We start from the raw sequence: 25,241 nt of genomic DNA, 5'->3' as shown, positions 1-25,241 counted from the left end.
CCGGCGGCGGTGTCCAGGGGCAAAGCAAATTCTCGCCGCACCGATACGGTACAGCAAGCCTTACCCTTACAATAAAAATGCCCGCAGCTGCGCCGTGAACAAGTCCGCCGCCTCGACGTTCGAGATGTGCGAGGCCGGCAGGCTTGCCAGGCGGCTCCCCCCGACCTGCTGCTGCAGCCAGCGCGCATCGTCCAGCGTGGTGACGGGATCTTGCTCACCAGCAATAACCAGGGTCGGTACGCCCAGCGTGCCAACGCAGGCACGCAAGTCAGCCTGCGCCAGCGCCTCGCAGCACGCCGCATAGCCGCCCGCATCCTGTCCGCGCAGGATGGCCACCATGCGCGCTACCGTGTCCGGCTCCCGCCCGATGAACTGCGGCGTGAACCAGCGCCCGGCGGCACCATCGGCCACCGCGGCCATGCCGTCGCGGCGCACCAGCGCCGCCCGCGCCAGCCAGGCCTCGGCGCCGCCGATGCGCGCCGCCGTGTTCGCCAACACCAGCTTGTGCAGGCGCTGCGGCCGGTGTATGCCCAGCCACTGCCCCGTCAGGCCGCCCATGGAGATGCCGCAGAACGCGGCGCGGGCGATCTCCAGGTGGTCGAGCAGCGCCACCACGTCCAGGCCCAGGCGTTCGATGCCGAATGGCACGTCGCCGCCGACGGACAGGCCATGGCCCCGCGTGTCATAGCGCACGACAAAAAATCGCGATGCCAGCGCAGCGGCCTGGGCGTCCCACATGGATAAATCCGTGCCCAGGGAATTCGACAGCACCAGGCAGGGATTGCCGCGCTGGCCGTCGGTGCGGTAATGCAGGAGCGTATCGTCCCCGTTCGAGGTGGTCACGGCAATTCCGTTATCCGTCTGTTTCATGGCATGGGTCCTTGGCTCGTACCGCATCGCGGCTCAGGCATCGCCGTCGCGCACGGACGACGGATGGCGGCACAGCGGCATCACGTCGATCTGCATGTAGGGGAACAAGGGCAGCGAGATCAGCAAATCATGCAGCTCGTCCACGCTATCCACGTCAAAGACGCTGATGTTGGCGTACTGCCCGGCGATGCGCCACAGGTGGCGCCACTTGCCTTCCTGCTGCAGGCGCTGCGCCAGTGCCTTTTCCGTCTGCTTCAGCAGCGCCGCCTGTTCCGCCGGCATGCTGACGGGCAGGTTCACGTTCATGCGTACATGAAATAACATTGCATTCTCCTTTATTGGCGCTGCAGGGAACGCAGCTTGTCCATATCGATCTCCACGCCCAGGCCCGGGCCCGTCGGCACCTGCAGCATGAAGTCGCGGTACACCAGCGGTTCGCGCAGGACTTCCTGCGTCAGCAGCAGTGGCCCGAACAGTTCCGTGCCCCAGGCCAGTTCGGCGAACGTGGAACACACGTGGGCCGTGGCGGCCGTGCCGATGCCGCCTTCGAGCATGGTGCCGCCGTACAGGCCGACGCCGGCCAGGCGCGCCACGGTGGCCACTTCCAGCGCCGGCAGCAGGCCGCCCGACTGCGTGATCTTCACTGCGTACACGTCGGCCGCGTCGGCCTGCGCCAGCGCCAGCGCATCGGCGGGACCGTGCAAGGCTTCGTCGGCCATGATGGCCACGTCGAAGCGCTGCTTCAGGCGCGCCAGCGCGGCGCGGTTGCCCGCCTTGACGGGCTGCTCGATCAGGTCGATGCCGCCCGCTTCCAGCGCGGCGATGCCGCGCACGGCGTCCGTCTCGCTCCAGGCCTGGTTGACGTCGACGCGCACGCTGGCCCGGTCGCCCAGCGCCCGCTTGATCTCCAGCACGTGGGCCACGTCGTCCATCACGTCGCGCAAGCCGATCTTCAGCTTGAAGATGCGGTGGCGGCGCAGCTCCAGCATTTTTTCGCCTTCGGCGATATCGCGCACGGTGTCGCCGCTGGCCAGCACCCAGGCCACGGGCAGCGCATCGCGCACCCGGCCGCCCAGCAGTTCCGACAGCGGCACGCCCAGGCGGCGAGCCTGCGCGTCCAGCAGCGCCGTCTCGATCGCGCACTTGGCGAAGCGGTTACCCTGGATAACCTTGCGTACCTTGGCCATGGCCTTCGCCACCTGGCTCGCTTCCATGCCGACCACCAGGGGCGCGATATAGGTATCGATATTCGTCTTGATGCTTTCCGGGCTTTCGCCGCCGTAGCTCAAGCCGCCGATGGTCGTGGCTTCGCCCCAGCCCGTGAAGCCATCGGCGCAGCGCACGCGCACCAGTACCAGGGTTTGCGTGTTCATGGTGGCGACGGACAGCTTGTGCGGACGAATGGTTGGCACATCGACCAGGAAGGTCTCGATATTTTGAATCATATTTATTCCGTATAATTCTGTGGAGTGGTGACACGATATGCCCCCAAAGTCCCCACGTCCAACACCGAGTTGGTATCGAACCTATACCTGAAAGGTATGAAGATGGAATTACGCCACTTGCGCTACTTCGTCGCGGTCGCCGAAGAAAGGAACTTTACGCGCGCTGCCGAGCGCCTGCATATCGCGCAGCCGCCGCTGAGCCGGCAGATGCAGCAGCTGGAAGAAACCCTGGGCGTCGCGCTGATCGAGAAAGGCTCGCGGCCCTTGCGGCTGACGGAGGCGGGCGAGTTTTTCCTCGCCCACGCGCGCCCGCTGCTCGACCAGGTGCGCGACCTGAAGGCGATGACGCAGCGCATCGGCAAGCTCGATCGCACCCTGTCGATCGGCTTCGTCGCCTCGACCCTGTATGGGGAATTGCCCGATGTCGTGCATCGCTATTGCGAACGCCACCCCGAGGTCGACGTGACCTTGCACGAGATGACGACGGTGGAGCAGATCAAGGCGCTCAAGGAAGGCCGCATCGACGTGGGTTTCGGGCGCCTAAAAAGCGAGGCCCCCAGCATCCGCCGCATCCTGCTGCGCGAAGAGCGCCTGGTGGTGGCCCTGCCGCCCGGGCACCGGCTGGCGCATGGCGAGGGCGGCCTGCGCCTGACGGACCTCACGCATGAAACCCTGCTCGTGTATCCGAAAGCGCCCCGGCCCAGCTTTGCCGACCAGGTGCTGGCCATGTTCAGCGATGGCAATGTCACGCCGGGCCTCGTCACCGAGGTGCGCGAGCTGCAGATTTCCATGGGACTGGTGGCGGCCGGCCAGGGGATTTCCATCGTGCCCGAAAGCGTGCAAGCCATGCACCACCGTAACGTCATCTACCGCAAGCTCGACGACCAGCACGCGTTTTCCCCCATCTTCTTCAGCGTGCGCCACATGGACCGCGCGCCCGAGCTGGAAAACATCCTCGCCGCCGTGTACTCGATCTACGATGAACACGGCATCGCGCACGTCAAGGAAAGCCTGTAGCGGAAATCAGGCTACAACGGCGCGTCGGCCAGCAGTTCGGGGAGTAGCGCGCGGATGCGCAGTTCCGTGAAATAGCCGCCCGCCTCGTTGTAGCGCAGGTAGTGGCGGCCGCAGTCCAGGCAGCGGGCCACCTGGCTCAGGTTGGCGGGATAGTAGCGCGGCGCGATGGGCGCGTCGGCACTGTCATAGCGCGTGCCCTGCGGGTGATACTCGGCGAAGGTCGGTTCCTCGTACGGATCTTCGCGCAGGGTGCCGATTTCTGCAAAGCGGTCCAGCTCGAGCGAGGTGGGAAGGCGCTGCCAGGCATCGAGCGGGACGGCGCAGCAGCTGCATTTCTGGGTAACCGCGGCCGACGCGGCGGCCAAGGTGGACAAGGCGGGAAAATCGATGAATTTCATGTTCAGCCAGTGCAAAGGGGCGGCCCTTGGCAACGAGCCTGGCCGCGCCTTGGCATTCTAGCGGAACGCGTCTTTCAGTGCCCCTTGAAGTCGTTCCACTTCGGCAGCAGCACGATGCTGTTCGGATTGAGGCCCCTGTCTTTCAAGGTATCGACGCTGCGTACTACCGCCTCCTTTTTCAGGTCGATGACGGTGATGCTGCCATCGCTCATGCCGGGCAGATTGAGCAGCGCATTCTGCACGAAGGCATAGCGGCCATCCTTCGTGAACGCCACGTGGTGCGCGCCTTCGGCGGCGGGTATCGATTTCACCAGCCTTGGCTTGCCGATGCCGCCCGTCAGGTCGAAGATATGCAGGTGGCCCGGCTTGGCCGTCGTCAGGTACATCCGCGTGGCGCCCTTGTTAAAGTACAGTTCCAGCGGCACGCCCGCCTTTTGTTCGGCAAAATCATGCACCTGGGCCGTGTCGAAATCCTTCGTTGCCGGGTTCCACGTGGCCGTCCAGACGGTGCCGCCGTACATATTGGCGATGTACGCCACGGGCGGATGGCGGCCCGGGACGAACAGCACCTCCACGGGAGCCTCGCCCGACGGCGACGGCTTTTTCGACAGCTTGTGCGTGCCCAGCACCTTGCCCGTGCTCGTTTCCAGCACGCTGATCACTTCACCCGCATCGCCCAGATCCGTGGGGCGGATGGTACTCGTCAGCAGGGTGCGGTCGATGCCATCGTGGACGGCCAGGCCGTGCGGATACGGCGCCGGCAATTTGACGGTGCGCCCCGGCTTGTCGTGCACGGCATCGCCTTCCAGCACGGCCTGCGAGCCCATGCAGCTCAAATACCAGCGCTTGTGGTCACCCGAAAAGACGATGTCCTCGCCCACTTGGCAGGTAGGCACCTCGATCACCTTGATGGGCAAGTCCTTGTGGCGCATGTCCATCACGCGCAGCTGCGTCTTGCCCAGCGCCGTGATGTAGGCCTTGCTCATGTCGTGGTTGTAGAAAATATGGTGCACCACCAGGTCCGGCGGCAGAGGAATATCGCGCACGATCTTGCCGAAGTTGCTCGACTCAGGGTCGACGTCGATGATGGCGATGCCCTCCTTGCGCGAGGGCGGCGCGACGGGGCTTTTCAGCGACTTCAGTGATTCGGGCGACTTGCTTTCGTAATTGACCATGGCCAGGATTTCGGCCCGTCCGGACGGCGAGGCCAGGCAGGCCAGCGCCAGTACAAACAGCATTTTTTTATTCTTCATCGTCTCCCCTGCCTCTTTCAAGTGTCATTGGATAGGCCAGACCGGCGGCGCTTGCCGCCAGTGCGCGCCGATCATTCTACGGCCGCACTTTTTCAAACTGGTGTTTTTTTTCAGATGGCCAAGGCTGGAAATCTTTCCTAAAATTTAAGGATGAAAAAAACTCCATTTCACCTTCCCCTTGTCGGCCTGGGCCTGGCCATTTTCCTGCTGTGCGCATCGGCGCAAAGCCAGTCGCCGGGCGGCCCGGCGGCCAGTCAGCGGCAACCGGGACGGCATCTGGCGCTGGCCATCGCGCAGCGTAAAATCGCGCCAAGGCCACCGACGCTACGCGTCCAACAGCACGACATCATCACGCTGGATTGGACTACCGACGAAGAAGTCAGTATCCACTTGCACGGCTACGACCAGCTGCTGACGGTCAAGCCGGGCGCCTCGCAAGCCATGCGTATCGACGCCAGCGTGCCGGGTCGCTTCCCCGTTTCCGCGCACGGCTACGGCGCGCAGACGGAGCACAAGGGCAAGCAGCACAAGCATCGCCACGAAGCGCCGCTAATGTACCTGGAAGTGCTGCCGCGATGATGCGGCGCGCCGCCGCTCTCGGCCTGCTGGCCGCGCCATGTCTTGGGCACGCTCACGGTTTTGGCCAGCGCTACGACCTGCCCCTGCCGCTCTGGCTGTACCTGACCGGCGCGGGGCTGACGGTGGCGCTGTCGTTTGTCTTCCTGGCCCTGTGGCGCCGCGACGATGCAACGCCCTATCGGGGCGACTATGCGCGCCTGCTCGTGCGGCATATCCCCGCTGCGCGCGCCATCAACCTCGCGCTGCGCCTGCTGGTGCTGGCGCTGTATGTCCTCGTGATCGTGGCGGGACTGGTGGGCGTGCAGAACCCCGTGAAAAATATCGCCCCCGCCATGGTATGGGCCATCTGGTGGGTAGGCATGGCGTATGTCTCGGCACTGGTAGGGGACCTGTGGGCGCTCGTCAATCCGCTCGACAGCGTGGCGCGCGCGGCGGCGCAGCTGTTGCCCCGCTGGCGCGCACCGCTGGCGTGGCCGCGCTGGCTCGACAGCTGGCCGGCCACCGTCCTGTTTTTCTGCTTTATCTGGATGGAGCTGAACTGGGAAGGCAGCGAACAGCCGGCCAGTCTGGCCTGGACCATGCTGCTGTATTCCGCCTGCACGTGGACCGCCATGGCGCTGTTCGGCCGTGAAACCTGGCTGCGCCACGGCGAAGTGTTCCACGTCATCTTCGGCCTGCTGGCGCGCTTCGCGCCCCTCGCCTGCCGCGATGGCGGCTGGTACGTGCGCCCGTATGCGGCGGGCTTGCTGGCGACAGAGCCCGTGCGCCCAGCCTGTTTGGTGCTGGTGATTCTGATGCTGGCCTCCGTCAGCTTCGACGGCATGATGGAAACGCAGGCATGGTACGACATCGTCGACGCCGTCCTGGCCGTAGCGCCGGGCGCGCTGGCCTGGATCACCACGGCCGCCCTGCTGCTGATGCCGGCCCTGTTCCTGACCATCTTCCTGCTGTTTTGCGCGCTGATCGCCCGCTGCGGCGCCAGCGATGGCCAGCCGGCCCTGCCCCTGCGGCGCGTGGCCGGGCACTTCGTGCTGACGCTGGTGCCGATTGCCATCGCCTACCATTTCGCCCATTACCTCTCTTTCCTGGCGATGGCGGGCCAGTACCTGATTCCGCTGGCGTCGGACCCGCTGGGCCTGGGCTGGGACCTGTTCGGCACGAAGCTGTACTTCATCCGCCTTGGCATCGTCGACGCCAAGGCGGTGTGGTACGTGTCGCTGTTTGCCATCATCGCCGGTCACGTGGCGGCAGTTTGGCTGGCCCACGTCTGCGCGCTGCGCCTGTACGCCAGCCGCCGCGCCGCCCTGCGCAGCCAGTATCCGATGCTGGCACTGATGATCGCCTACACCTTGCTCAGCCTCTGGATCATCGCCCAACCTATCGTCGGCGGCTAAGCCGCTGTCGCCGCGCCAGGGCCAGCTCCACCAGCATGAGCAAGCTGCCGGAAATAAGCAGCAGCGGCATCAGCGCGCACATGATGGCCGCCACCAGCCAGGCCAGCGCGGAGGGCGAAGTCCAGGCGCCTGGCAGCAGCTTGGGCAAGCCCAGCGAGCCTGGCGGGCGCCGCTTGAAGTACATCAGCCAGCCCGACACCAGCGAGAACAGCACGCTGGCGCCGAACAGCAGCAGCAAGGCCTGGTTCCACCAGCCGAATTCGCCACGATGGAAAGGGATGCCGATGGCCGTGGCCTTGCCGAACGCCGTTTGCGCCTCCCACCCCGCGTAGTACAGGGGCTTGCCGCTGTAGGCGTCGAATTGCAGGTCGAAGCGCAAGGTGGGCCGGCTGCGGTCTGCCATGGTGGCGCGCCACACATCGTCCTGGCTGGCCGGCGCCGTCAGTTGCACGGCGATGGCCGGCGCATGGCTGCGCGCCACTTGCCAGGCGCCCTGCCAGTCCAGCGGGCCGCCAGCCGCGTCCTCGCTCGAATGCAGGCCGCGCGGCGCGGGCGGCGATGCCTGGCCGCTGATGTCGCGCAGCGCGCGGATGCGCCCTCCTGCCTGCTGGCTCCACGTCAGCCCCGTGGTCAGGATCACGACACTCACCAGCCCCAGCGCCACGCCGAGGAAGGCATGCCACTGGCGCCAGGCATTGCGGCCCCGCGCACCGCGCTTAGGCACGCCGGCCTGCGCGCCGCGCGGCCACCACAGGATCACGCCCGTCACCAGCATCACCATCAGCCAGTTGGCCGCCAGCTCGATCATCCAGCGCCAGCCATCGTTCTGCAGCAGCCGCGAATGCAGTCTTTTCGCCCAGTTGCCGAAACGCTCGCTGCTGGCCAGGCTGCCCAGCACGCGCGCGTCATACGGATTCACGTACACGACGATGGCTTGCGCGGGCAGGCCGAATTTCGGCTTGACGGCGGCGGCACGCCCGCCATGGCCCGCATGTTCAGCATGTTCACCTTGCGCGCCGCCGGGCGGCGCAAACGCCACCTGCACCGCGTCATCCTTTTCAAACGGCGGCACCACGTGCTGCACTTCCCAGCTACGCGGTGCCGCCCGTTCCGCCGCTGCCACGGCGGCATCCAGCGGCAGCATGGCGCGCTGCGGCGTCACATGGTCAAGGTGGGCGTACAGCGCCGTTTCAATCTGCGGCGTGAACACGTACAGGATGCCCGTCAAGGTCGCCAGCAAGGCGAACGGCGAAGCGATCAACGCGGCCCAGAAGTGGATGCGCCAGTACAGGCTCTTGCGGCGCGCGATGAGAAAGGTGTGATCGTCCATGCTGTGCCTCACAGTGCGCCGTAGGTGTAGGACAGGCCCAGCATCACGCTGCGCGGCGCGCCGGGCGTGTACTGGTTCTGCGTATTGGCCACGTAGCTGCCCACGCCTGAATAGCTGCTGCTGGCCGAATCGGCATAGCGCTTGTCGGCCACATTGCGCACCTGCGCCCACGCTTCCAGGCCCCGCGCGACCTGATAGCTGGCACGCAGGTTCAGCAAGGCGTGGCCCTTGTACTCCACCGTGTTGGCATTGTTCATCCAGTAGCGGCCCTGGTGCACGGCTTCGAGCGCCACCCTGGCGCCGGCCACGGGCTTGTAGCCGATCTCGAACGAGGTGATGTCGCGCGGCGCCTGCGGCATGTCGCGGCCGCTGTAATCGAGGCTGGCGGAGACCTGGTAGCGCAGGTAGCGGTGGCGCGCGATGGCCGTGGCGAAGCGGGCGTCGAACGGGCCGCTGGCGTAGTTCAGGCCCAGCTCCAGTCCTTCGCTGCGCGTGCGGCCCGCATTGCGGTTTTCGCTGTTCCCCGGCGAGACGGTATAGCTGACGATGGTGTCGCGCCCGTCAAGCCGGTACAGGGCCGTATCGAGTTTTAGCCGGCCCTGCAGGAAAGCCCAGCGCAGGCCGATTTCATAGTTGTTGTACACGGACGGCCGCAGGTCGGCGATGCCCGTCTTGCCATACAGCTGGCTCACTTCGGGCGGGGTAAAACCCTGGCTGACGTTTGCATACGCGCTGCCCGCATGGCCGATGGCATAGGTGGCGCCCAGCTTGGGACTGGCATGGGAAAAACTGCGCGACTCATCGGGCGCGCCGTAGTCAAGGCTGCCCTCCGGCGCCAGATGGTTATGGTAATCGTAGCGGATGGCGTCCGAACGGCCGCCCAGCACGACGCGCGTGCCGGCCAGCGGAGAAAATTCCCACTGCGCGAAGACGGCCGTGTTGAGGATATCCGTCCGGTAGTCGCGCACGCCCTGCGGATTGCTCGCATTGGCCACGCTGTAGCGCAAATACCGGCCCGTGGCCGCATCGCGCACGATGGACAGGTTGTCGCTGACAAAGGGATTGTCGCTCTTGTCCACGTACACCCCGGCGACCAGGCGCGAACGCAGCCAGGCGAATTCCTGCTGGTGTTTCACGTCCAGCCCCAGCGAATCGACGTGGTTGTTGTTGATGACGCCCTTGCACAGCATGCCTGCGCAGCTGCCGATGGAATAGGCGGGAATCTGCCCATGGTCGTTCTTGCGCGTAAACACGGTGACGGTGCTCGTGCCACCGGCCGTCGTCTCGCCCTCCCACGCCACATTCATGCGCGTCGTCTTGTCCTTGCGATAAGTAAACGTGTTCAGGCTCTTGCCAGGATCATTGCGGTAATCGTTCTCGAACAGGCTGCCCGTCATGGCCGCGTCGAGATCCGTGTGGACGATGGTGGCGCGCAGCTGCGACGTGGGACTGAGCGCATAGTCGGCGCGCAGCGAGAATGAGTCCTTGTCGCCATAGCTGTACTCTTGCCAGTTGTCGCGCGAACGGCGCGAACTGTAATGGGAGAAGCGCAGGCCCAGCGGGCCCCAGGTATCGCTGGCGGAAGTGTCGTAGCGCGTGTAGCCGGCCACATTGTCGCGCCGAACCCCAACGCTTGCCGTGGGGGTCGCGCTGGCGCTGGCCGTGAGGAAATTGACGGCGCCACCCACGGCATTGCTGCCGTACAGCGAGGACGCGGCGCCCTTCACCACTTCCACGCCGCTGGCCCCAGCCATGTTCATCTCGTTAAGCGAGTTGTGGTTGAAGACGCCCAGCGGACGGATGGGAATACCATCCTCCAGGTACTGGTACACGGCATTCGTGCCGATGGGCTGGCGGATGCTCATGCTGTGCTGCTCGTTGCCCAGGTCATTCCAGTACACGCCGGCGATGCGGTTGAGGATATCGCCCATGGTCTTGGGCTTGTCGCGCTCCAGCGTCTGGGCATTGACCACGCCGATGGCCTGCGGCGTCTCGGACAGCCACGATTGCGCGCGCGAGCCGGAAACGACGACGGTGTCGATGGCGTGGTCCGCTTGCTGCGCCTGCGCGCAAGGGTATGCCAGGGTGATGGCCACGGCCAGCACCAACAGTTTGTTGTTCATGTAATTCTCGTTGAAATATGCGGATGCGGCCCGTCACGCCGGTGGGCGGACAGGTCGGACTTGACAATGCAAAACTCAGACGAGGGCGGGCGGTGCGCGCGATTGCGCGGTGCTCCAGATGAACAGCGGTGCGGGGGACTGGTAGTACAGGGCGGGGAAGATGGCCGTGCCGCTGGCCACGGGCAGCGGCATTATCGGGCTCGGTGGCAGGCCCACGGAACCCGCATGCGTGGAGCAGAAAGCGCAATGCTCCATCTGCATGGCCTTGCCGGCGGACTTGTCGTCATCGGTCGCGTCGGCAGCAACCTGGACAAAACGGATGCCGGCCACCGAGCAGATTTCCGCCCAGCCGGAGCCAGACTCCTGCTTGGCGTTGGCGACGGCCTGGGAAATCGATGGCGCGAGCGCCGCCAGCAGGATCGCGAAACAGGCGATCCAGGCGGCAAAGCGGCGCGTGAACAAGGTCATTCCCATGGCCGCATTCTACCAGCGGCCGCGGGGCGTGGCTAGCGCAAGGCCGTTCAGGCAGCCGGGCAGGCGGCGCTGCCGTTGTCAAAGGAACGCACGACAGCGGCCATGTCGGCAGCGATGCGATTCACGGCGCGACGGTGGCCCAGCACCAGTTCATCGTAGCCGGCGCCCACCTTTTCATTGGCGATGGTGCGGCACGTGACCACCTTGTTGCTGGAGAGCTGGCGCACGCTCCATACGGCGTCGATCAGCGCATACTGCCCCATGACCGATTCGAAGCGCTGCACATTGGTGCTGATGCGGTACACGGGCAGGTTGTCCGGATGTGGCGTGCGGAACACGTCGATGGCGCCCAGGTCGTTGGTCACGGCCGTGGACAGGGACTGGCCAATTTCGCCGGCCAGCGGTCCCGCCCAGCGCTGCTGCTCCAGCAGTTCGATGCGCCCCGATGGCGCCGTCACGACAAACTGGTTGCGGCTCACCTGCTGCGGCACGCTGACGGCCAGCAGCTCCACATAGTATTTCACGGGTTTGGCCGGCTGCACGTCGGCGCCGCCCGAGAGCGTATAAAAATGCTCGGGCTGGGGCGTGGAGCATCCGCCCAGCAGGATGGCGGCCGCCAGTAGCGCGAAAATGGGCTTCTTCATTTTTGTTCATCTCCTTTTTTGCCGCGGATCAGGGACTCGGGATGGCGTTCCAGGTAGTCCGACAGGGCATTGAGCGATTGCAGGGTTTGCGTCAACTGCTGCAAGGCCTGGCGCACGTCCGACTGCAGCGGCGAATCCTTTTGCAGCACCTGCTCGGCCGTGCCGAACGTCTGCTTCGCCGCCGTCAGGGTATCGCGCATCTCCGGCACCACCTGGCCATCGAGCTGCTTGAACAGGGTATTGGCCTGCTTGATGGTGGCGTTCAGATTGTTGCCGATCTCCGCATACGGCACCTGGTCGAGCTTCCTGGCGATGCTGGCGATCTGCGTCTGCAATTCATCGAGGGTATTGGGCACGGTTGGCACTTCCAGCGGATACTTGTTCAGCTCCAGCGCCACCTTCGGCGCTTTCGGGAAGAAGTCCAGTGCGATGTACAGCTGGCTGGTGAGCAGGTTGCCCGTGCGCAACTGCGCCCGCAAGCCACGGCTGACCATGCGTTCGAGCAGCTGGTGTCCGGCCGAACCTTCCGCATCGTCGACGGCCGTCTTGAAGCGCATTCCCAGTCGGGCCGGATACAGGCTGACGGTGACGGGCATGCGGAAGTTCTTTTTCACGGGATCGAATTCGATGCCCACCGAACGCACCTCGCCCAGCACGATGCCGCGGAAATCGACCGTGGCGCCGGGCTGCAGGCCGCGCAGGGACTGGTCGAAATAGAATACCGTGGTGATGGCCTCGCCATCGGGTTCGCGCATGGCGCTGGCCTCGTCGGCCGCCAGGCGGTAGCTGGTGCCGGCCGGTGCCGGTTCCTCCGGCTTGCGGCCGTTTTCCGCCTCGAAGGCGATGCCGCCCACCAGCATGGCGGCCAGCGATTGCGTATTGAGCTTGAAACCATTGGAATCGAGACGCACGTCGACGCCGCTGGCATGCCACCAGCGCGCGTTCTTGCCGACGAACTGGTCATACGGCGCATTCACGAAGACCGACATGGTGATGCCATGGCCGTCCTTGTCCAGTGCGAAGCTGACCACCTTGCCCACCCGCAGGCGGTGGAAGAACAGCGGCGAACCCACGTCGACGGAGCCGAGGCTGTCCGCATGCAGGGTGTACAGCTTGCCCTTCTGGTCGCCTGCCACGGCGGGCGGATCTTCCATGCCGACGAAGCTCTCCTTTTTCTCCTCCGACTTGCCCGTGTCGACGCCGATGTAGGCACCGGACAGCAAGGTGCCCAATCCCGTCACGCCACTGGCGCCGATCTGCGGACGCACCACCCAGAAGCGCGTATCCTTGGTGGCAAAGCGGCGCGCTTCCTTGCTCATGTCGATTGTCACCAGCACCCTGGTCAGGTCCTCATCGAGGGTGATGGTGCGCACCTGGCCAATGTCGACATCCTTGTATTTGACCTTGGTCTTGCCCGGCTCCAGGCCTTCGGCGCTCTTGAAGCTGACCGTCACCGTGGGCCCCTGGTCAAGGATGGACTTGGCGGCCAGGCCGGCGCCGATCAGCGCGGCCAGCAGCGGAATGAGCCACACCAGCGAGGGCAGCCAGCGGCTGCCCTGCTCCACCTCGGGTTCCGGCAATGACCGTCCGCCCGTTTCGGCAAGGTCGCCCGCTTCTTTGTCAGACATGCTGTTCTCCAATCACAGTATTGTTTCCGGTATTTGCTATTACCACGGGTTCTTCCTCGCCGGGAGCCTGCTCATCGACGGGGTCCCATATCAGGCGCGGGTCGAACTGCATCGCCGCCAGCATGGTCAGCACCACCACGGCGCCGAAGGCCAGCGCGCCGGGACCTGCCGTGATCACCGCCAGCGACTTGAAGCGCACCAGTGCCACCGTCAGGGTGACGACAAAGATATCGAGCATGGACCAGCGGCCGATGAATTCGACCATGCGGTACAGGACGGTGCGCTGGCGCGGCCGCCAGCGCGAACGCCGCTGCGCCGTCCAGGCCAGCAGCGCCAGCACGCCCAGCTTCAGCATGGGCACGACCACGCTGGCGATGAAAATGATGATGGCCAAGCCCTTCGAGCCGCTGGTCCAGAACAGCACCACGCCGCTCATGATGGTGTCGTTCTGCGCACCAAACAGCGTGTATGTCACCATCACGGGCAACAGGTTGGCGGGAATATAGAGAATCATGGCGGCGATCAGCAGGGCCCATGTGCGGCTGATGCTGTTTGGTTTACGCACATGCAGGGTCGAACCGCAGCGCACGCACGCCAGATGCCTGCCCTTGCCCAAGGGAGGCGCCACCAGGCCGCAGGCGTGGCAGGGCACGATTTTTTCACCGGGCGCGAACGCCTTGTAGCGCATGCCGGGCAACGCCTGACGGGTCAGGTCGTCGCCCAGGTTCCACAGTGCCTTCGGGTCGAAGGAAACAACGATCGCCAGCAGCAAGGTCAGGGCGCCAAACGCGAACAGCCCCGGTTGCGGCACCACGGTGGCCAGGCTGGTCATCTTGACGACGGTGATCAGGATGCCGATCATCAGCACTTCCGTCATGCCCCACTCGCGCGAGGTCTGCACGGCGCGCAGCACGCGGTTAAAGCCGGGCACCTTGACGCCGCCGCGCAAGCCCAGCGCCACGTACAGCAGCGAACCGAGTTCGATGGCGGGAAACAGTATGGTAAACAGGAACACCATCGTCGCCACCACCTGCATCTGTTCAAGCCACAGTACGCGGATGGAGCCCAGCAGGGTGGCGCTGGAAGTGAGGCCATTGACGTCGAGTTCGACGATGGGGAAAAACTGGGCGATCAGGAAGACCAGGGCGGCGCCCAGGGTCAGCGCCACCACCTTGTCCAGGCCAGCGGGCGCGCTGCGGCCTGACACGGCGCGATACAGCACCGAGCGGCAACGGATGCAGCGCGCCTTTTCGCGTGGACGCAGCGGACGTTTGCGGTACAGCACGCCGCAGTCATGACAGCTAATCAGGTCGTATCGTTGCACAGTGTGATGTTTGCCGGCGCGGGAAAGCGCGCCGATCCCAAGTCAATGCCAGTCATCATATTACAGAGTTGGCATTTTCCTGCACTGCAGCACTATTTATTCACGCGTGCCCAGTATGGCCTCCACCGCCCGGCCAATTTGCAGCACCCGTGCATCCTTGCCTGCCAGCGCGCAAATGCCCAGTCCCACGGGCAGTTCCCCTTGCGCCTGGCAAGGCACGGACAGCGCACAGCCGTCGAGGAAGTTGATCACGCTGGCATTGCGCAGTACCAGGCCATTCGTGGCAAAGAAGGTCGCGTCATCCGCTTCCAGCGGCCCGACTTGCGGCGCCACGATGGCCACGCTGGGCATCAGCCACGCATCGAATGGCGCCAGGCGCCGCACTGCGGCTTTAATCAGGCGCGTGCGCGCATCGAGGAGGTCGATGTAGTCGGCCGCGCCCTGCTGCTGGCCGCGGCGGATGCGCGCCGCCACGCGCTGGTCGTACTGCCCGCCCTTCTCTTCCAGCAGCGCCCTGTGCCAGTGCCACGCTTCGGCCGCCACCAGCCCGCCGCCGCCATTGATCACGGGCAGTTCCAGCAATTCGGGGAAGTCGAACTGCTCTATGCGCGCGCCGGCCGCGCGCAGCATGTCCAGCGCGCGGTCAAACGCCTGCTGCACCTGCGCCTCGACATGGGTGCCGACGTAATCGGTGGTAAAGCCGAAGCGCAGTCCCTGCAACGAAGGCGCGCCGTCGGCAATCTCATGGCCGGACAGCGCGGCGTACAGGATGGCGCAGCAATCGACGCTGCGCGCGATGGGGCCGGCAGAATCGAGGGAGCGCGACAGGGGCACGGTACCGTCCAGCGAGACACTGGCCGCCGTTGGCTTGAAGCCCGTCAAGCCGCAAAAGGCGGACGGGATGCGGATCGAGCCGCCCGTGTCCGTGCCCAGCGCGCCGGCCGCCATGTCCAGCGCCACCGTCACGGCGCCGCCCGAGGTGGAACCGCCCGCCACTCTGTCGCGGTCCAGCGGATTGCACGGCGTGCCGTAATGGGGATTCAAGCCCAGGCCGGAAAACGCGAATTCGCTCATATTGGTGCGTCCCAGCAGGACGGCACCGGCCGCGCGCAGGCGCGCCACGGCTTGCGCATCGGCGACGGCGGGCGGCGCATCGGCCAGCGCCAGCGAGGCCGCGCTGCTCACTTGCCCCTTGACGTCGAACAGGTCTTTGATGGAAAGGGGGATGCCCGCCAGGGGCGACGGCACGAGGCCGGCGGCGCGCGCCGCGTCGCTGGCGCGCGCCTCGGCCAGCGCCTGTTCGCCCTCGAGGCTGACATAGGCGTGGCCGCCCTGCGCCCGGTGTGCCTCGGCGCGCGCCAGCATCTGCTCCGTCAGTTCCACGCTGGTGATGCGGCCGGCGGCCAGGTCGGCGGCCAGTTCACGGATGGTCTTGTTCATTGCCTTATCCTTCCACGGGCAGGGTTTGCACGGCATAGCGGTGCTGCAGGCGGCGCTGCAAGGCTGGATCATACAGCTCCAGCTCGAAAGCGTCGCCATGGCCCATCTCGCCGATGATCGGCTGGGTGCCGCAGAACATGGCACTGCCCACGGGCAGGCCGGCCTGGCCCGTGTAGCGCGCGATCAGGTCTTCCGGCGACAGCATGCGCGTCACGGGACCGTCCTGGTACAGGGCCGGCACGCCGGCCCGTTCGCGCCAGGAGCGCATCTGCAGCTGGTCCCAGTGGCCGGCCACGTCCGCATAGCGCCATAGGGTATCGCCCACGGGCTTGCCGCACATCTGCTTCGATACTGTCACGCCATAGCTTTCCACCTTGCGGTCCGTATGGTCGGAACCGATGCCCACCAGCAGACCGTATTCGGTGGAGAACAGCACGAATTCGGCCTCGCCGGACGAATCGCGGCCAGGCACTTCGATGGCGGCATCGCTGGAGAGCAGTGCCGCCGCCACGCGATAAAAGGTGGGCACGCTTTTCGGGCGCGCCACGCCGATGGTTTCCAGCTCGGCGATATGATGTTCCACCATCGCCATGTCGCGGCCCGTCCAGCCCGCGATGATGAGGTTGTCGATGTCGAAAGTGACGGGGCCGTGCCCGGCCAGGTTGAAGGTATGGGCAGTCATGGTTTTCCTTATTCTTCGAGGGGGCCGCGGCCCGTTTCGCGCGCGGCAAAGACTGCCGCGCCGGTGATCAGCAAGGCCGCCGCCACGTACAGCGAGACGGCCATGGTGCTGTTGTACGAGCGGTACAGGCTGGCGATGACGAGCGGCGCGAAGCCGCCGCCGATGACGCCGGCCAGGGTATAGGCCAGCGAGGAACCCGCATAGCGCACCTTGGTGGGGAATTGCTCGATGACGAAGGCCGCCTGCGGGCCGTACATGATGGCGTGGATGACCAGGCCCACGACGACGGCAGTGACGATGGCGGCCGGGCTGGCCGTATCGAGCAAGATGAAGAAGGCAAACGCCCACACGAGGCCCAGCACGGCGCCCAGCGCATACACGGGGCGGCGGCCGATCTTGTCCGACAGCGCGCCAAACATGGGTACCGCCAGCGCATTGCAGGCCGTGCCGATCATGATGGCGGTGAGCGCCAGGGTCGACGACAGGTGCAGCACCGTCGTCACGTACGTCAGCGTAAATACCACCACCAGCGCATACAGCACGTCCGAGCCGATACGCACGCCGCCGGCGATCAGCAGACGGCGCCAGTAGACGCGCAGCACGTCGCCGATCGGCGCTTCCGCCTTCGCGTCTTTTTTATCGAGTTCCTTGAACAGCGGGGTTTCATCGATGCCGCTGCGTATCCACATGCCAAACGCCACCAGCAGCAGGCTGGCGATGAACGGCATGCGCCAGCCCCAGTCCATGAATGCTTCATGCGGCAGCAGATACGTGATCAGGCCGATGCAGCCCGTCGCCAGCAAGGTACCGAAGGACGGCCCCACCTGCGTCCACGAAGCGTTGCGGCCCCGTTTGTCCGCGGCCCCGTGTTCGACGGAGATCAGCACCGCGCCCGCCCATTCGCCACCGAGCGCGATGCCCTGCACGAAGCGCAGCGCCACCAGCAGGACGGGGCTCCAGATGCCGGCCGTCGCATACGTGGGCAAGAGGCCCATCAGGCCCGTCGTCACGCCCATCAGCATCAGGGTCACCACCAGCACCCAGCGGCGTCCCAGCTTGTCGCCCAGGTGGCCGAAGATCACGCCGCCGATCGGACGCGAGATATAGCCCACCGCATAGGTGGAAAAAGCCAGGATGGTGCCCGTCAGCGGGTCGAAGGAAGGGAAGAACAGATGATTGAAGATCAGCGCGGCCATGGTGTTATAGACGGTGAAGTCATACCATTCCAGGGTCGTGCCGACCATGCTGGCCGTGGCCAGGCGGCCCGTCTTGGGTTTCCCGCCCGGCGCGGCTGCATGCGCGTCGGCACGCGGGCGGCCCTGCGCGGTGGTGTGTGCCGTGGTGTGTGTGGTCATAGCCTACCTCTCTCGTCAGTTTTATTGCAGGCGCGGCGCAGGATGCTTTGTCCCCCGCCGTCGCCCGTGTCTCGTGTTATCGATGCCGGCAAGTTGTGGGTGCCGGGGTCAGGCTGCCAGCAGATCGGTCTCGCGCAATTGCCAGGACAGTTGCAGGATGGCCGCCTCGGCGCCATCGAGGCCCAGCGCGGTGCTGGCTTCGTTGGCGGCCGCCACGGCGGCGCTTTCCGAGGAAGCGTCAATCAGGAAGATGGGATCGAGCACGCGACCTTCCTTCCGCTCCGCGGGCAGGGGACCGGACAGATTGTCGTCGGGCGTGAGCAAACGCGTGGCGATCACGCCATCGATACGCAGCAGTTTTTTTCCCAGCGCCGCCATGCCGGCCTTCGCTTCGGCATCCTGGCCGATGGCTGATGCGCCCAGGCGCAGCACGGCCAGCCAGGCGCCCGTGCCCATGCCCGTTTCCGCCTCGATGGTGCAGACTCTGCGCATCGGGTCCACCATGCGCTGCAAATTCGCCACCGACCATGGCGTCTGCTGGCCGAAGGCCTTGAAATAATCGGGAGTCTGGAAGGCGTCGAGCGAGACGGTGCGGTACAGGCCCAGGTATTTGCGGGGTCCGCGCACGCTCTGGTAGCGCGTGCCGCTGACGAAGCCGGGAATGCGCACGCGCTCTTCCACGTGCTCGCGGTCGTACCAGCGGTTGAAATCGAGTTCGTGTTCCGGGTCGGCGCTGGTCCAGACGAACAGGATGCCGGGCAAGGTGGTGGTGGACGTCGTCATGATGGTTCCGTTGTGCGTTGTAAGTGGTGTGCCAAGCCAGAATAGGCGGCACGCCATCACTTGGCAAACGGGTTATTCTGAACGCGACTGATAAGTTTTTCTTGTGGGCCGCGGCGATAACGGCAACTTAATTGTCACGGCCGCGCCCCGGCGCCATATTCCTCGCCCAGGCCCAGGGTAAACCTGGCCGCCTCCTCGCACGCCAGCATGGCCACCAATTGAATCGCTTCCGTGGTGAGGTCTTCGCTGTAGCTGATGACGATGCGCTGCGGCGCCAGGCTGCTGGCGCACGGAATCAGGGCGATGTTGCCCTGCTCGATTTCCTCGCGCAGGGGTGCCAGCGGCAGCACGGCGATGCCGAAGCCCGCCTTCACCAGGCGCACGATGGCCGAGATCGAGCTGACGCAATGCACCCTGCCCAGCTGCACTCCCTCGTCCTGGCACAGCGCTTTCAACGCGGAATGGGGCTGCGAGCCGCGGTTCATGGTGATGATCGGGTGCTGCGCCAGTTGCGCCACCGTGAACGGCGTACCCGTGTCGGGCCAGTCGGCGGCCCTGCCGGCCCAGCCCATGGCGATGGCGCCGCTGCCGGTGCTGCGGATATGGTCGCCCGTCAGCATGTCCGTCTGCAGCGCGATATCGAGCTCCCCCTGCTGCAGCTGCTCATGCAGGCGGCGCGTCGACTCGGACGTCAATTGGATCTCGATGCCCGGATAGCGCTCCTGCACCCGCTGCAAAAACGGAATCAGCCAGGTATGCACGATGGTTTCGATGACGCCGATGCGCACTTCGCCCGTGATATGGGCGGGCGAGGAATTGGCCGCATACATGTCGCGGCACAGTTCCAGCATGCGTTCCGCATAGCCAAGCAGGTTGCGCCCGGCGAATGTCAGGCGGATTTCACGCGCATCGCGGTCGAACAGGCGCGTGCCGAAGTCCTGCTCCAGCGAGGCGATGCGGTTCGAGATGGCCGCCTGCGTGATGTGCAGCTTGTCGGCCGCCGTGCGGAAGCTGCCCAGCCGCGCAGCCCAGACAAACGCTTCGAGAAAACGGGTATTCAATGGAGCTCTTCTTCACATAATGTGTGGTCGGCCCATTGTAAGCCAAACTGCCTTGCCTTATTCCCCGCCCTATTTCTGCGCCAGGAAATCGAGCAAGGTAAGGGCGACGATCTTGCTGGCCATGCGCAAGTCGTCCAGCGCCAGGCGTTCATCGGCCTTCTTCGCATTCGATTCGGGCACCGTGCGCGGACCGGCGCCATACAGCACGGCGGGGATGCCACGTTCGCCATACAGGCGCGCATCCGCATACAGCGGCGTGCCGACGACAGGGATGCTTTCGCCGAGGATGGCCTGCGCATTCTTTTGCAGGCTGCCCACCAGCTGCTCGGAGCCTGGCAAGGGGCGCAGCGCATGCGACAGGAGCAGGCGGCGGATCTCGATGCGGATGCCCGGCTCGCCGCGCACGGCGTCCTCGATCAGCGCGCGCACCTGCGCCTCCACCGCCACCGGGTCTTCTTCCGGGATCATGCGGCGGTCCATCTTCATGACCACCTTGCCCGGCACCACATTCGTGTTCGTGCCGCCATCGATGCGCCCCACCAGCATGGTGGGCGAATCGATGCCGGCTACTCTCGATTTGATCTTTTTCAGCTCGGACAGCTGGCCATAGATGGCGTTGAGGATCTTGTTGGCCGCCTGCAGCGCGTCATGGCCCGTCTCCGGCATGGAGCCATGGCCCGACTTGCCGTGCACGGTGATTTCCAGCTGCAGGCAGGCGTTGTGCGCGGTGACGATGCCGTAGCTGAAGCCGGCCGCAATGACGAAATCGGGCTTCGTCAGATTTTGCTCCAGCAGCCAGCCCGGCCCCAGCAAGCCGCCGAATTCCTCGTCGTACGTGAAGTGCAGTTCCAGCTGGCCCTTGAGCGGTATGCCCAGCGCTTCCAGGGCGCGCGCGGCGAACACATAGGTGGCGAAGTCGCCCTTCGACACGGCCGTCGCGCGACCATACATATAACCGCCGTCGATCTGCCCGCCATATGGCGGATAGGTCCAGTTGTCACCCGGCGGCACCACGTCGCCGTGCGCATTCAGGGCCACGGTCGGCCCGCCTGCCGCATACGCCCGGCGCACGATCAGGTTGGTGATGCTCTGCATGCCGTACGCCTCCACCTGGTCCCTTGGTACGGCGTGCTTTTCCGCGTTCCAGCCATACGCCTGCAGCAGCTGCGCCACCAGGTCCGCATGGGGGGCGTTGTTGCCGGGCGGCGTATCCGTCGGCTGCTGTACCACCTTTTGCAAAAAGGCGACTTCCTCGTCGAAATGGCTGTCGATCCAGGCCGTGATCTGTTCCGCGTGCGTCGTCATTTTTTTCCTTGCATGGTCTGTTGTAACCAGACGCCCAGTTCGCTGCGCTCGGCGTCCGTCATATTGGTCAGGTTCCCGATCGGCATGGCTTTCAGCTCGATGGCCTGTTTGTAAATTTGCGCCACGTGCTGGCGGATTTCCGTTTCATTATCCAGCATCATGCCGGCTGGCGCCGTGGCGAAGCCCGGCTGCGTGGGCTGGGCCGAATGGCAGGTGGCGCAGCGCTGGGCGATGATGGCATGCACGGCCTGAAATTGCGCTATCGGGTCCACGGCCGGCGCGGCCGCCACGGCCACGGGGGCTTTCGGCGCGATGGCCACGGCCACGGCCACCAGCAAGGCCACGCCGAGGGCCGGATAGCGCCACTCGACGCGCCCCTTGTGACGCAGGTTGAAGAAATGGCGAATGAAGACGCCGGCCGCCATGATCAGCGCCAGCACCAGCCAGGCATGGTCGTTGCGGTAGGTCATGGCGTAATGGTTGCTGATCATGATGAACAGCACCGGCAACGTAAAATAATTGTTATGCACGCTGCGCTGCTTGGCCTTCAGGCCGTATTTGGGGTCTGGCAGCTTGCCGGCGGCCATGGCCTCGACCATCTTGCGCTGGCCGGGAATGATCAGCATCAGCACATTGGCCACCATGATGGTGCCGATCATGGCGCCCACGTGGATATAGGCGGCCCGTCCGCTCAGCAGATGCGTGAGCACGTATGCGGCGCCAACGATCAGCGCAAACACCGTCACGCCGAACCACAGTTCATGTTTCGCCAGCGGGGAGCGGCACAGCAGGTCATACACGGTCCAGCCGATGACGAGGGTGGCGATGCCGATGCCGACGGCCTGGCCGCTGGAGATATCGGCCACGGCCTTGTCGATCATCATGGCCTGCGCATTGAAGTAATACGCGATGGTGAGCAGCACAAAGCCGGACAGCCAGGTGGAATACGCTTCCCACTTGAACCAGTGCAGTTCCTTCGGCAGTTCGGCGGGCGCCACCAGGTATTTTTGCGGGTTGTAGAAGCCGCCGCCATGCACGGCCCACAGTTCGCCCGACACGCCCTTCTTCGCCAGCTCGGAACCGGGTGCCGGCGGACGGATGGAGTTATCGAGCCAGACAAAATAGAAGGAAGCGCCGATCCAGGCGATGCCCGTGATGACGTGCAGCCAGCGGACGATCAGGTTCAGCCATTCAAGGCCGTACGGAATCAGGTAGGCAAATACTTCCATAAATTTCCTCTAGTCAGACCGAACCAATATTCGTGCCAATCTACACAAGATAAACGGATTTACTGCCCGTCACATGAAAAATATCGTATATTTGACATATTCAATTCGATATACAACAAGGCCACCGCCCCATGTCCAGCCTGCCGCAACACCTCGATTTGCACCTGATCCGCATCCTCTACCTGCTGCTGGTGGAAAAAAATGTCTCGCGCGTGGCACTGAAACTCAACCAGCCGCAGCCCTCGATTTCCGCCTCGCTGCGCAAGCTGCGCGAACTGACGGGCGATCCGCTGCTGGTGCGCGGCGCGCGCGGCATGGTGCCCACGCAGCATGGCGAAAGCCTGCTCAACCCGGCCAAGCGCATCCTCGACCAGACGGAGAGCCTGTTCGTCAAGAAGACACCATTCGTGGCGCAGGAAGAGGCGCGCACCTTCCACATCGCCGCGCCCGACTACCTGGACAGCCAGTTCCTGCCCAACGTGGTGGCCCTGCTGCGCCGCGGTTCACCGAAAAGCCGCGTGGTGCTGCACAGCCTGGGACCGGGCATCGACCATATCCGCCAGCTCTCGGATGGAGGCCTGGACCTGGTGATCGCCAACTGGGACGAGCCGCCGGCGCACCTGCACATCTCGAAGCTGTTCGAAGACCCCATCATCTGCGCCATGCATGCGGAAAACGCCTATGCGCGGCGCACCGCCAGCGACGCCATGACCCTGGACGACTATCTGAGCCTGCCCCACGTGGCGCCGTCGCAGATGATGCCAGGCTACCATGGCGTCATCGATTCCTTCCTGGAGCGGCAAAACCTGCAGCGCAACGTGGTGGTGGAATCGGCGTATTTCGGCCTGATTCCCTACATGCTGACGCAGACGGACCTCGTCCTCACCACGGGCCGCCAGTTCATGCGCTTCTATGAAAAGACCCTGCCGCTGAAAACATATACCGTGCCCTTGAAATTCCCGCCCATGCGCTTTTACCAGCTGTGGCACCAGCGCGTGCACCAGGCGCCCGAGCACAAATGGCTGCGCGACCAGGTCAGCGCGGCGGCCAAGGCGCTGGTACAACGATAGCCGCTATCAGCGCGCGCATATAATGGGCGCAGGACAGGGCGCTATCATCACCGCTTGCATGATCGGATAACCATGACCACCCTTTCAGACCTGAACACCAGCAGCCAGGCAGACTTCATCAAGCACCTGCACGGCATTTATGAACACTCGCCCTGGATACCCCAGCGGGCGGCAGCCGCCATGCCGTTTGCCAGCCTGACGGCCCTCAAGACGGAGCTGCAGCGCGTGCTGGCCCTGGCCTCGCCTGAAGAGCAGCTGGGACTGATCCGTGCCCATCCCGAGCTGGCAGGCAAGGCCGCCATCGCGGGCCAACTGACGGCAGAGTCGACGCGCGAGCAGGCCAAGTCCGGCCTGAACCTGTGCAGTCCAGAGGAATTTGCCACCCTGCAGCGCCTCAACAGCGAGTACAACGCCAAATTCGGCTTCCCCTTCATCCTCGCCGTCAAGGGCCCGACGGGCGAAGGCTTGACGCGCCAGGACATCATCGCCACCTTTGCGCGCCGCCTGAAAAACCGGCCGGCCGATGAACTGGCCGAATCGCTGCGGCAGATCAAGCGCATTGCCGAGCTGCGCCTGAACGACCTGTTCGACGTGCGCCTCGACTTCGGCCCGGCCATCATGCAGCATGCGGAAACCCTGGCTGGCTGGAGCGACAGCGATTACAACCTCACCTGCGCCTACCTGACCCCCGCGCACCGGAACACGGCCGCGCAGCTGGCCGAATGGATGCGGGAGGCGGGCATGCAGGTGCACATCGACGCCGTCGGCAATGTGGTCGGCCGCTACCTCTCCGACGTTCCCGGCGCAAAGACCCTGATGACGGGTTCGCACTACGACACGGTGCGCAATGGCGGCAAGTACGACGGCCGGCTGGGCATCGTGCTGCCGATTGCCGTCGTGCGCCACCTGCACGAACGGGGCGAGAAGCTGCCCTTCCACTTCGAGATCGTCGGCTTCGCCGAGGAAGAAGGCGTGCGCTTCAAGAGCACCTTCCTGGGCAGCACGGCCGTCACGGGCAAGTTCGACGTCTCGCTGCTCGACAAGGTCGATACCGATGGCGTGAGCATGCGCGAGGCGCTGGCCGCCGCCGGCCACGAAACGAGCGCCATCGGCGCCATCGCGCGCGATCCGGCCGACTTGCTGGGCTACGTGGAAGTGCATATCGAACAAGGCCCCGTGCTGCTCGAACGCGACCTGCCGCTGGGGATTGTCACGGCCATTGCCGGCAGCTCGCGCTACCTGGTCAGCCTGGGTGGCGTGGCCAGCCATGCGGGCACCACGCCCATGACCATGCGCAAGGATGCGGCCGGCGCGGCCGCGGAAATCATCCTGCTGGTGGAGCAGCGCTGCAACCTGGGCGAGGCGCTGGTGGGCACCGTGGGCCAGCTGCACGTGCCCAACGGTTCCGTCAACGTCATCGCCGGCGCCTGCACCCTGTCGCTCGATATCCGCGCCGCCGTCGATGCCGTGCGCCAGGCCGCCGTCGACGATATTCTGGAGGGCATCGCTGCCATTTGCGCGCGGCGCCAGATCGACTACCAGCTCGAGCTGCTGCTGTCCGCGCCCGCTGCACCCTGCGCGCCATGGCTGATGTCCCAGCTGGCACAAGCCGTGGCATCGGTCGGCATTGCACCGTACGCGCTGCTGTCAGGTGCCGGCCACGACGCCATGGCCATGGCCGCCATCACCGACGTGGCCATGCTGTTTACCCGCTGCGGCAACGGAGGCATCAGCCACAATCCGCTGGAGACCATGACGGCCGACGACGCCGATATCGCGGCGCAGGCGCTGCTGGCGTTCCTGCGGCATTTCCAGCCCAAACCGGCACTGGCCTGAA

23 protein-coding genes are annotated in these 25,241 nt (G+C 65.0%); 5 read left to right on the top strand and 18 right to left on the bottom strand.

Annotated features, from left to right (window positions below; translation table 11 throughout):
• Positions 1 to 66: 66 nt before the first annotated feature.
• From pcaD to AC07VL_RS08265, 3 genes are read right to left on the bottom strand one after another with little or no spacing between them, the layout of a single operon-like run.
• Positions 67 to 870, bottom strand: a complete 804-nt coding sequence (gene pcaD, locus AC07VL_RS08275; protein ID WP_494805411.1) for a 3-oxoadipate enol-lactonase — start codon at positions 868 to 870, stop codon at positions 67 to 69.
• Positions 871 to 903: 33 nt separating this feature from the next.
• Positions 904 to 1,194, bottom strand: coding sequence for a muconolactone Delta-isomerase (catC, locus tag AC07VL_RS08270; RefSeq protein ID WP_494805410.1), 291 nt, complete (start codon positions 1,192 to 1,194; stop codon positions 904 to 906).
• Positions 1,195 to 1,205: 11 nt separating this feature from the next.
• Positions 1,206 to 2,315, bottom strand: coding sequence for a muconate/chloromuconate family cycloisomerase (locus tag AC07VL_RS08265; RefSeq protein ID WP_494805409.1), 1,110 nt, complete (start codon positions 2,313 to 2,315; stop codon positions 1,206 to 1,208).
• Between the two features lie 102 nt (positions 2,316 to 2,417).
• Between AC07VL_RS08265 and AC07VL_RS08260 the strand changes: the two genes are divergently transcribed.
• Complete coding sequence (locus tag AC07VL_RS08260) at positions 2,418 to 3,332, top strand: LysR family transcriptional regulator (RefSeq protein WP_494805408.1); 915 nt, start codon at positions 2,418 to 2,420, stop codon at positions 3,330 to 3,332.
• 11 nt (positions 3,333 to 3,343) lie between these two features.
• Here the strand turns inward: AC07VL_RS08260 and AC07VL_RS08255 are convergent, their stop codons facing one another.
• The gene (locus AC07VL_RS08255; RefSeq protein WP_494805407.1) at positions 3,344 to 3,730 is read right to left on the bottom strand and encodes a hypothetical protein; all 387 of its coding nucleotides are present in this window, start codon (positions 3,728 to 3,730) and stop codon (positions 3,344 to 3,346) included.
• A 74-nt stretch (positions 3,731 to 3,804) separates the two neighbouring features.
• Complete coding sequence (locus AC07VL_RS08250; protein ID WP_494805406.1) at positions 3,805 to 4,983, bottom strand: YncE family protein; 1,179 nt, start codon at positions 4,981 to 4,983, stop codon at positions 3,805 to 3,807.
• A gap of 150 nt (positions 4,984 to 5,133) precedes the next feature.
• Between AC07VL_RS08250 and AC07VL_RS08245 the strand changes: the two genes are divergently transcribed.
• Positions 5,134 to 5,562 (top strand): hypothetical protein, encoded by a 429-nt coding sequence (locus AC07VL_RS08245; protein WP_494805405.1) that lies wholly within the window; start codon positions 5,134 to 5,136, stop codon positions 5,560 to 5,562.
• Positions 5,559 to 6,956: a hypothetical protein gene (locus AC07VL_RS08240; RefSeq protein ID WP_494805404.1), complete on the top strand. Its 1,398-nt coding sequence runs from the start codon at positions 5,559 to 5,561 to the stop codon at positions 6,954 to 6,956. Before AC07VL_RS08245 ends, AC07VL_RS08240 begins: the two co-directional genes overlap by 4 nt.
• Here the strand turns inward: AC07VL_RS08240 and AC07VL_RS08235 are convergent.
• From AC07VL_RS08235 to AC07VL_RS08175, 13 genes are all read right to left on the bottom strand, one after another.
• Positions 6,940 to 8,286: a PepSY-associated TM helix domain-containing protein gene (locus AC07VL_RS08235; RefSeq protein WP_494805403.1), complete on the bottom strand. Its 1,347-nt coding sequence runs from the start codon at positions 8,284 to 8,286 to the stop codon at positions 6,940 to 6,942. The two genes, AC07VL_RS08240 and AC07VL_RS08235, sit on opposite strands and share 17 nt — an antisense overlap.
• 8 nt (positions 8,287 to 8,294) lie before the next feature.
• Positions 8,295 to 10,409 (bottom strand): TonB-dependent receptor family protein, encoded by a 2,115-nt coding sequence (locus AC07VL_RS08230; RefSeq protein WP_494805402.1) that lies wholly within the window; start codon positions 10,407 to 10,409, stop codon positions 8,295 to 8,297.
• A gap of 75 nt (positions 10,410 to 10,484) precedes the next feature.
• A complete protein-coding gene (locus AC07VL_RS08225; RefSeq protein ID WP_494805401.1) occupies positions 10,485 to 10,883 on the bottom strand; it encodes a DUF2946 domain-containing protein in 399 nt (132 codons plus the stop codon).
• 47 nt (positions 10,884 to 10,930) lie between these two features.
• Positions 10,931 to 11,527 carry a PqiC family protein gene (locus AC07VL_RS08220; RefSeq protein WP_494805400.1) on the bottom strand — a complete coding sequence of 199 codons (597 nt, stop codon included), beginning with the start codon at positions 11,525 to 11,527 and terminating at the stop codon, positions 10,931 to 10,933.
• Positions 11,524 to 13,155, bottom strand: coding sequence for a PqiB family protein (locus tag AC07VL_RS08215; protein ID WP_494805399.1), 1,632 nt, complete (start codon positions 13,153 to 13,155; stop codon positions 11,524 to 11,526). The genes AC07VL_RS08220 and AC07VL_RS08215 overlap by 4 nt, the downstream gene beginning before the upstream one ends.
• Positions 13,148 to 14,440, bottom strand: coding sequence for a paraquat-inducible protein A (locus tag AC07VL_RS08210; RefSeq protein ID WP_494805398.1), 1,293 nt, complete (start codon positions 14,438 to 14,440; stop codon positions 13,148 to 13,150). Before AC07VL_RS08210 ends, AC07VL_RS08215 begins: the two co-directional genes overlap by 8 nt.
• A gap of 135 nt (positions 14,441 to 14,575) precedes the next feature.
• A complete protein-coding gene (locus tag AC07VL_RS08205) occupies positions 14,576 to 15,919 on the bottom strand; it encodes an amidase (RefSeq protein ID WP_494805397.1) in 1,344 nt (447 codons plus the stop codon).
• A 4-nt stretch (positions 15,920 to 15,923) separates the two neighbouring features.
• Positions 15,924 to 16,601 (bottom strand): DUF2848 domain-containing protein, encoded by a 678-nt coding sequence (locus AC07VL_RS08200; protein WP_494805396.1) that lies wholly within the window; start codon positions 16,599 to 16,601, stop codon positions 15,924 to 15,926.
• Between the two features lie 8 nt (positions 16,602 to 16,609).
• Positions 16,610 to 17,956, bottom strand: a complete 1,347-nt coding sequence (locus AC07VL_RS08195) for an MFS transporter (RefSeq protein WP_494805395.1) — start codon at positions 17,954 to 17,956, stop codon at positions 16,610 to 16,612.
• Between the two features lie 108 nt (positions 17,957 to 18,064).
• Positions 18,065 to 18,739, bottom strand: coding sequence for a hypothetical protein (locus AC07VL_RS08190; protein WP_494805394.1), 675 nt, complete (start codon positions 18,737 to 18,739; stop codon positions 18,065 to 18,067).
• Positions 18,740 to 18,873: 134 nt separating this feature from the next.
• Positions 18,874 to 19,800, bottom strand: a complete 927-nt coding sequence (locus AC07VL_RS08185; protein WP_494805393.1) for a LysR family transcriptional regulator — start codon at positions 19,798 to 19,800, stop codon at positions 18,874 to 18,876.
• A 69-nt stretch (positions 19,801 to 19,869) separates the two neighbouring features.
• Positions 19,870 to 21,105 carry a M20/M25/M40 family metallo-hydrolase gene (locus AC07VL_RS08180; protein WP_494805392.1) on the bottom strand — a complete coding sequence of 412 codons (1,236 nt, stop codon included), beginning with the start codon at positions 21,103 to 21,105 and terminating at the stop codon, positions 19,870 to 19,872.
• Positions 21,102 to 22,334 carry a urate hydroxylase PuuD gene (locus AC07VL_RS08175; protein ID WP_494805391.1) on the bottom strand — a complete coding sequence of 411 codons (1,233 nt, stop codon included), beginning with the start codon at positions 22,332 to 22,334 and terminating at the stop codon, positions 21,102 to 21,104. Before AC07VL_RS08175 ends, AC07VL_RS08180 begins: the two co-directional genes overlap by 4 nt.
• A gap of 131 nt (positions 22,335 to 22,465) precedes the next feature.
• Here AC07VL_RS08175 and AC07VL_RS08170 point away from each other — a divergent pair, with 131 nt between their 5' ends.
• On the top strand, positions 22,466 to 23,404 hold the full coding sequence (locus tag AC07VL_RS08170) for a LysR family transcriptional regulator (protein WP_034754583.1): 939 nt from the start codon (positions 22,466 to 22,468) through the stop codon (positions 23,402 to 23,404).
• A 72-nt stretch (positions 23,405 to 23,476) separates the two neighbouring features.
• A complete protein-coding gene (locus AC07VL_RS08165) occupies positions 23,477 to 25,240 on the top strand; it encodes an allantoate amidohydrolase (protein WP_494805390.1) in 1,764 nt (587 codons plus the stop codon).
• The last annotated feature ends 1 nt before the right edge of the window (position 25,241 follow it).

It is taken from the genome of Janthinobacterium sp. GW821-FHT03C08 (assembly GCF_059420905.1).
The sequence above is the reverse complement of the archived record's forward strand: the minus strand, read 5'-3'. Positions and strand labels throughout refer to the sequence as shown.

Coding starts and splice junctions, on each gene's coding strand:
- AC07VL_RS08175 (WP_494805391.1), bottom strand. CDS start 22,334: ATGGAAGTATTTGCCTACCTGATTCCGTACGGCCTTGAATGGCTGAAC.
- AC07VL_RS08215 (WP_494805399.1), bottom strand. CDS start 13,155: ATGTCTGACAAAGAAGCGGGCGACCTTGCCGAAACGGGCGGACGGTCA.
- AC07VL_RS08200 (WP_494805396.1), bottom strand. CDS start 16,601: ATGACTGCCCATACCTTCAACCTGGCCGGGCACGGCCCCGTCACTTTC.
- AC07VL_RS08260 (WP_494805408.1), top strand. CDS start 2,418: ATGGAATTACGCCACTTGCGCTACTTCGTCGCGGTCGCCGAAGAAAGG.
- AC07VL_RS08225 (WP_494805401.1), bottom strand. CDS start 10,883: ATGGGAATGACCTTGTTCACGCGCCGCTTTGCCGCCTGGATCGCCTGT.
- AC07VL_RS08235 (WP_494805403.1), bottom strand. CDS start 8,286: ATGGACGATCACACCTTTCTCATCGCGCGCCGCAAGAGCCTGTACTGG.
- AC07VL_RS08170 (WP_034754583.1), top strand. CDS start 22,466: ATGTCCAGCCTGCCGCAACACCTCGATTTGCACCTGATCCGCATCCTC.
- AC07VL_RS08190 (WP_494805394.1), bottom strand. CDS start 18,739: ATGACGACGTCCACCACCACCTTGCCCGGCATCCTGTTCGTCTGGACC.
- AC07VL_RS08245 (WP_494805405.1), top strand. CDS start 5,134: ATGAAAAAAACTCCATTTCACCTTCCCCTTGTCGGCCTGGGCCTGGCC.
- pcaD (WP_494805411.1), bottom strand. CDS start 870: ATGAAACAGACGGATAACGGAATTGCCGTGACCACCTCGAACGGGGAC.
- AC07VL_RS08240 (WP_494805404.1), top strand. CDS start 5,559: ATGATGCGGCGCGCCGCCGCTCTCGGCCTGCTGGCCGCGCCATGTCTT.
- AC07VL_RS08265 (WP_494805409.1), bottom strand. CDS start 2,315: ATGATTCAAAATATCGAGACCTTCCTGGTCGATGTGCCAACCATTCGT.
- AC07VL_RS08195 (WP_494805395.1), bottom strand. CDS start 17,956: ATGACCACACACACCACGGCACACACCACCGCGCAGGGCCGCCCGCGT.
- AC07VL_RS08220 (WP_494805400.1), bottom strand. CDS start 11,527: ATGAAGAAGCCCATTTTCGCGCTACTGGCGGCCGCCATCCTGCTGGGC.
- AC07VL_RS08180 (WP_494805392.1), bottom strand. CDS start 21,105: ATGACGACGCACGCGGAACAGATCACGGCCTGGATCGACAGCCATTTC.
- catC (WP_494805410.1), bottom strand. CDS start 1,194: ATGTTATTTCATGTACGCATGAACGTGAACCTGCCCGTCAGCATGCCG.
- AC07VL_RS08165 (WP_494805390.1), top strand. CDS start 23,477: ATGACCACCCTTTCAGACCTGAACACCAGCAGCCAGGCAGACTTCATC.
- AC07VL_RS08250 (WP_494805406.1), bottom strand. CDS start 4,983: ATGAAGAATAAAAAAATGCTGTTTGTACTGGCGCTGGCCTGCCTGGCC.
- AC07VL_RS08255 (WP_494805407.1), bottom strand. CDS start 3,730: ATGAAATTCATCGATTTTCCCGCCTTGTCCACCTTGGCCGCCGCGTCG.
- AC07VL_RS08205 (WP_494805397.1), bottom strand. CDS start 15,919: ATGAACAAGACCATCCGTGAACTGGCCGCCGACCTGGCCGCCGGCCGC.
- AC07VL_RS08230 (WP_494805402.1), bottom strand. CDS start 10,409: ATGAACAACAAACTGTTGGTGCTGGCCGTGGCCATCACCCTGGCATAC.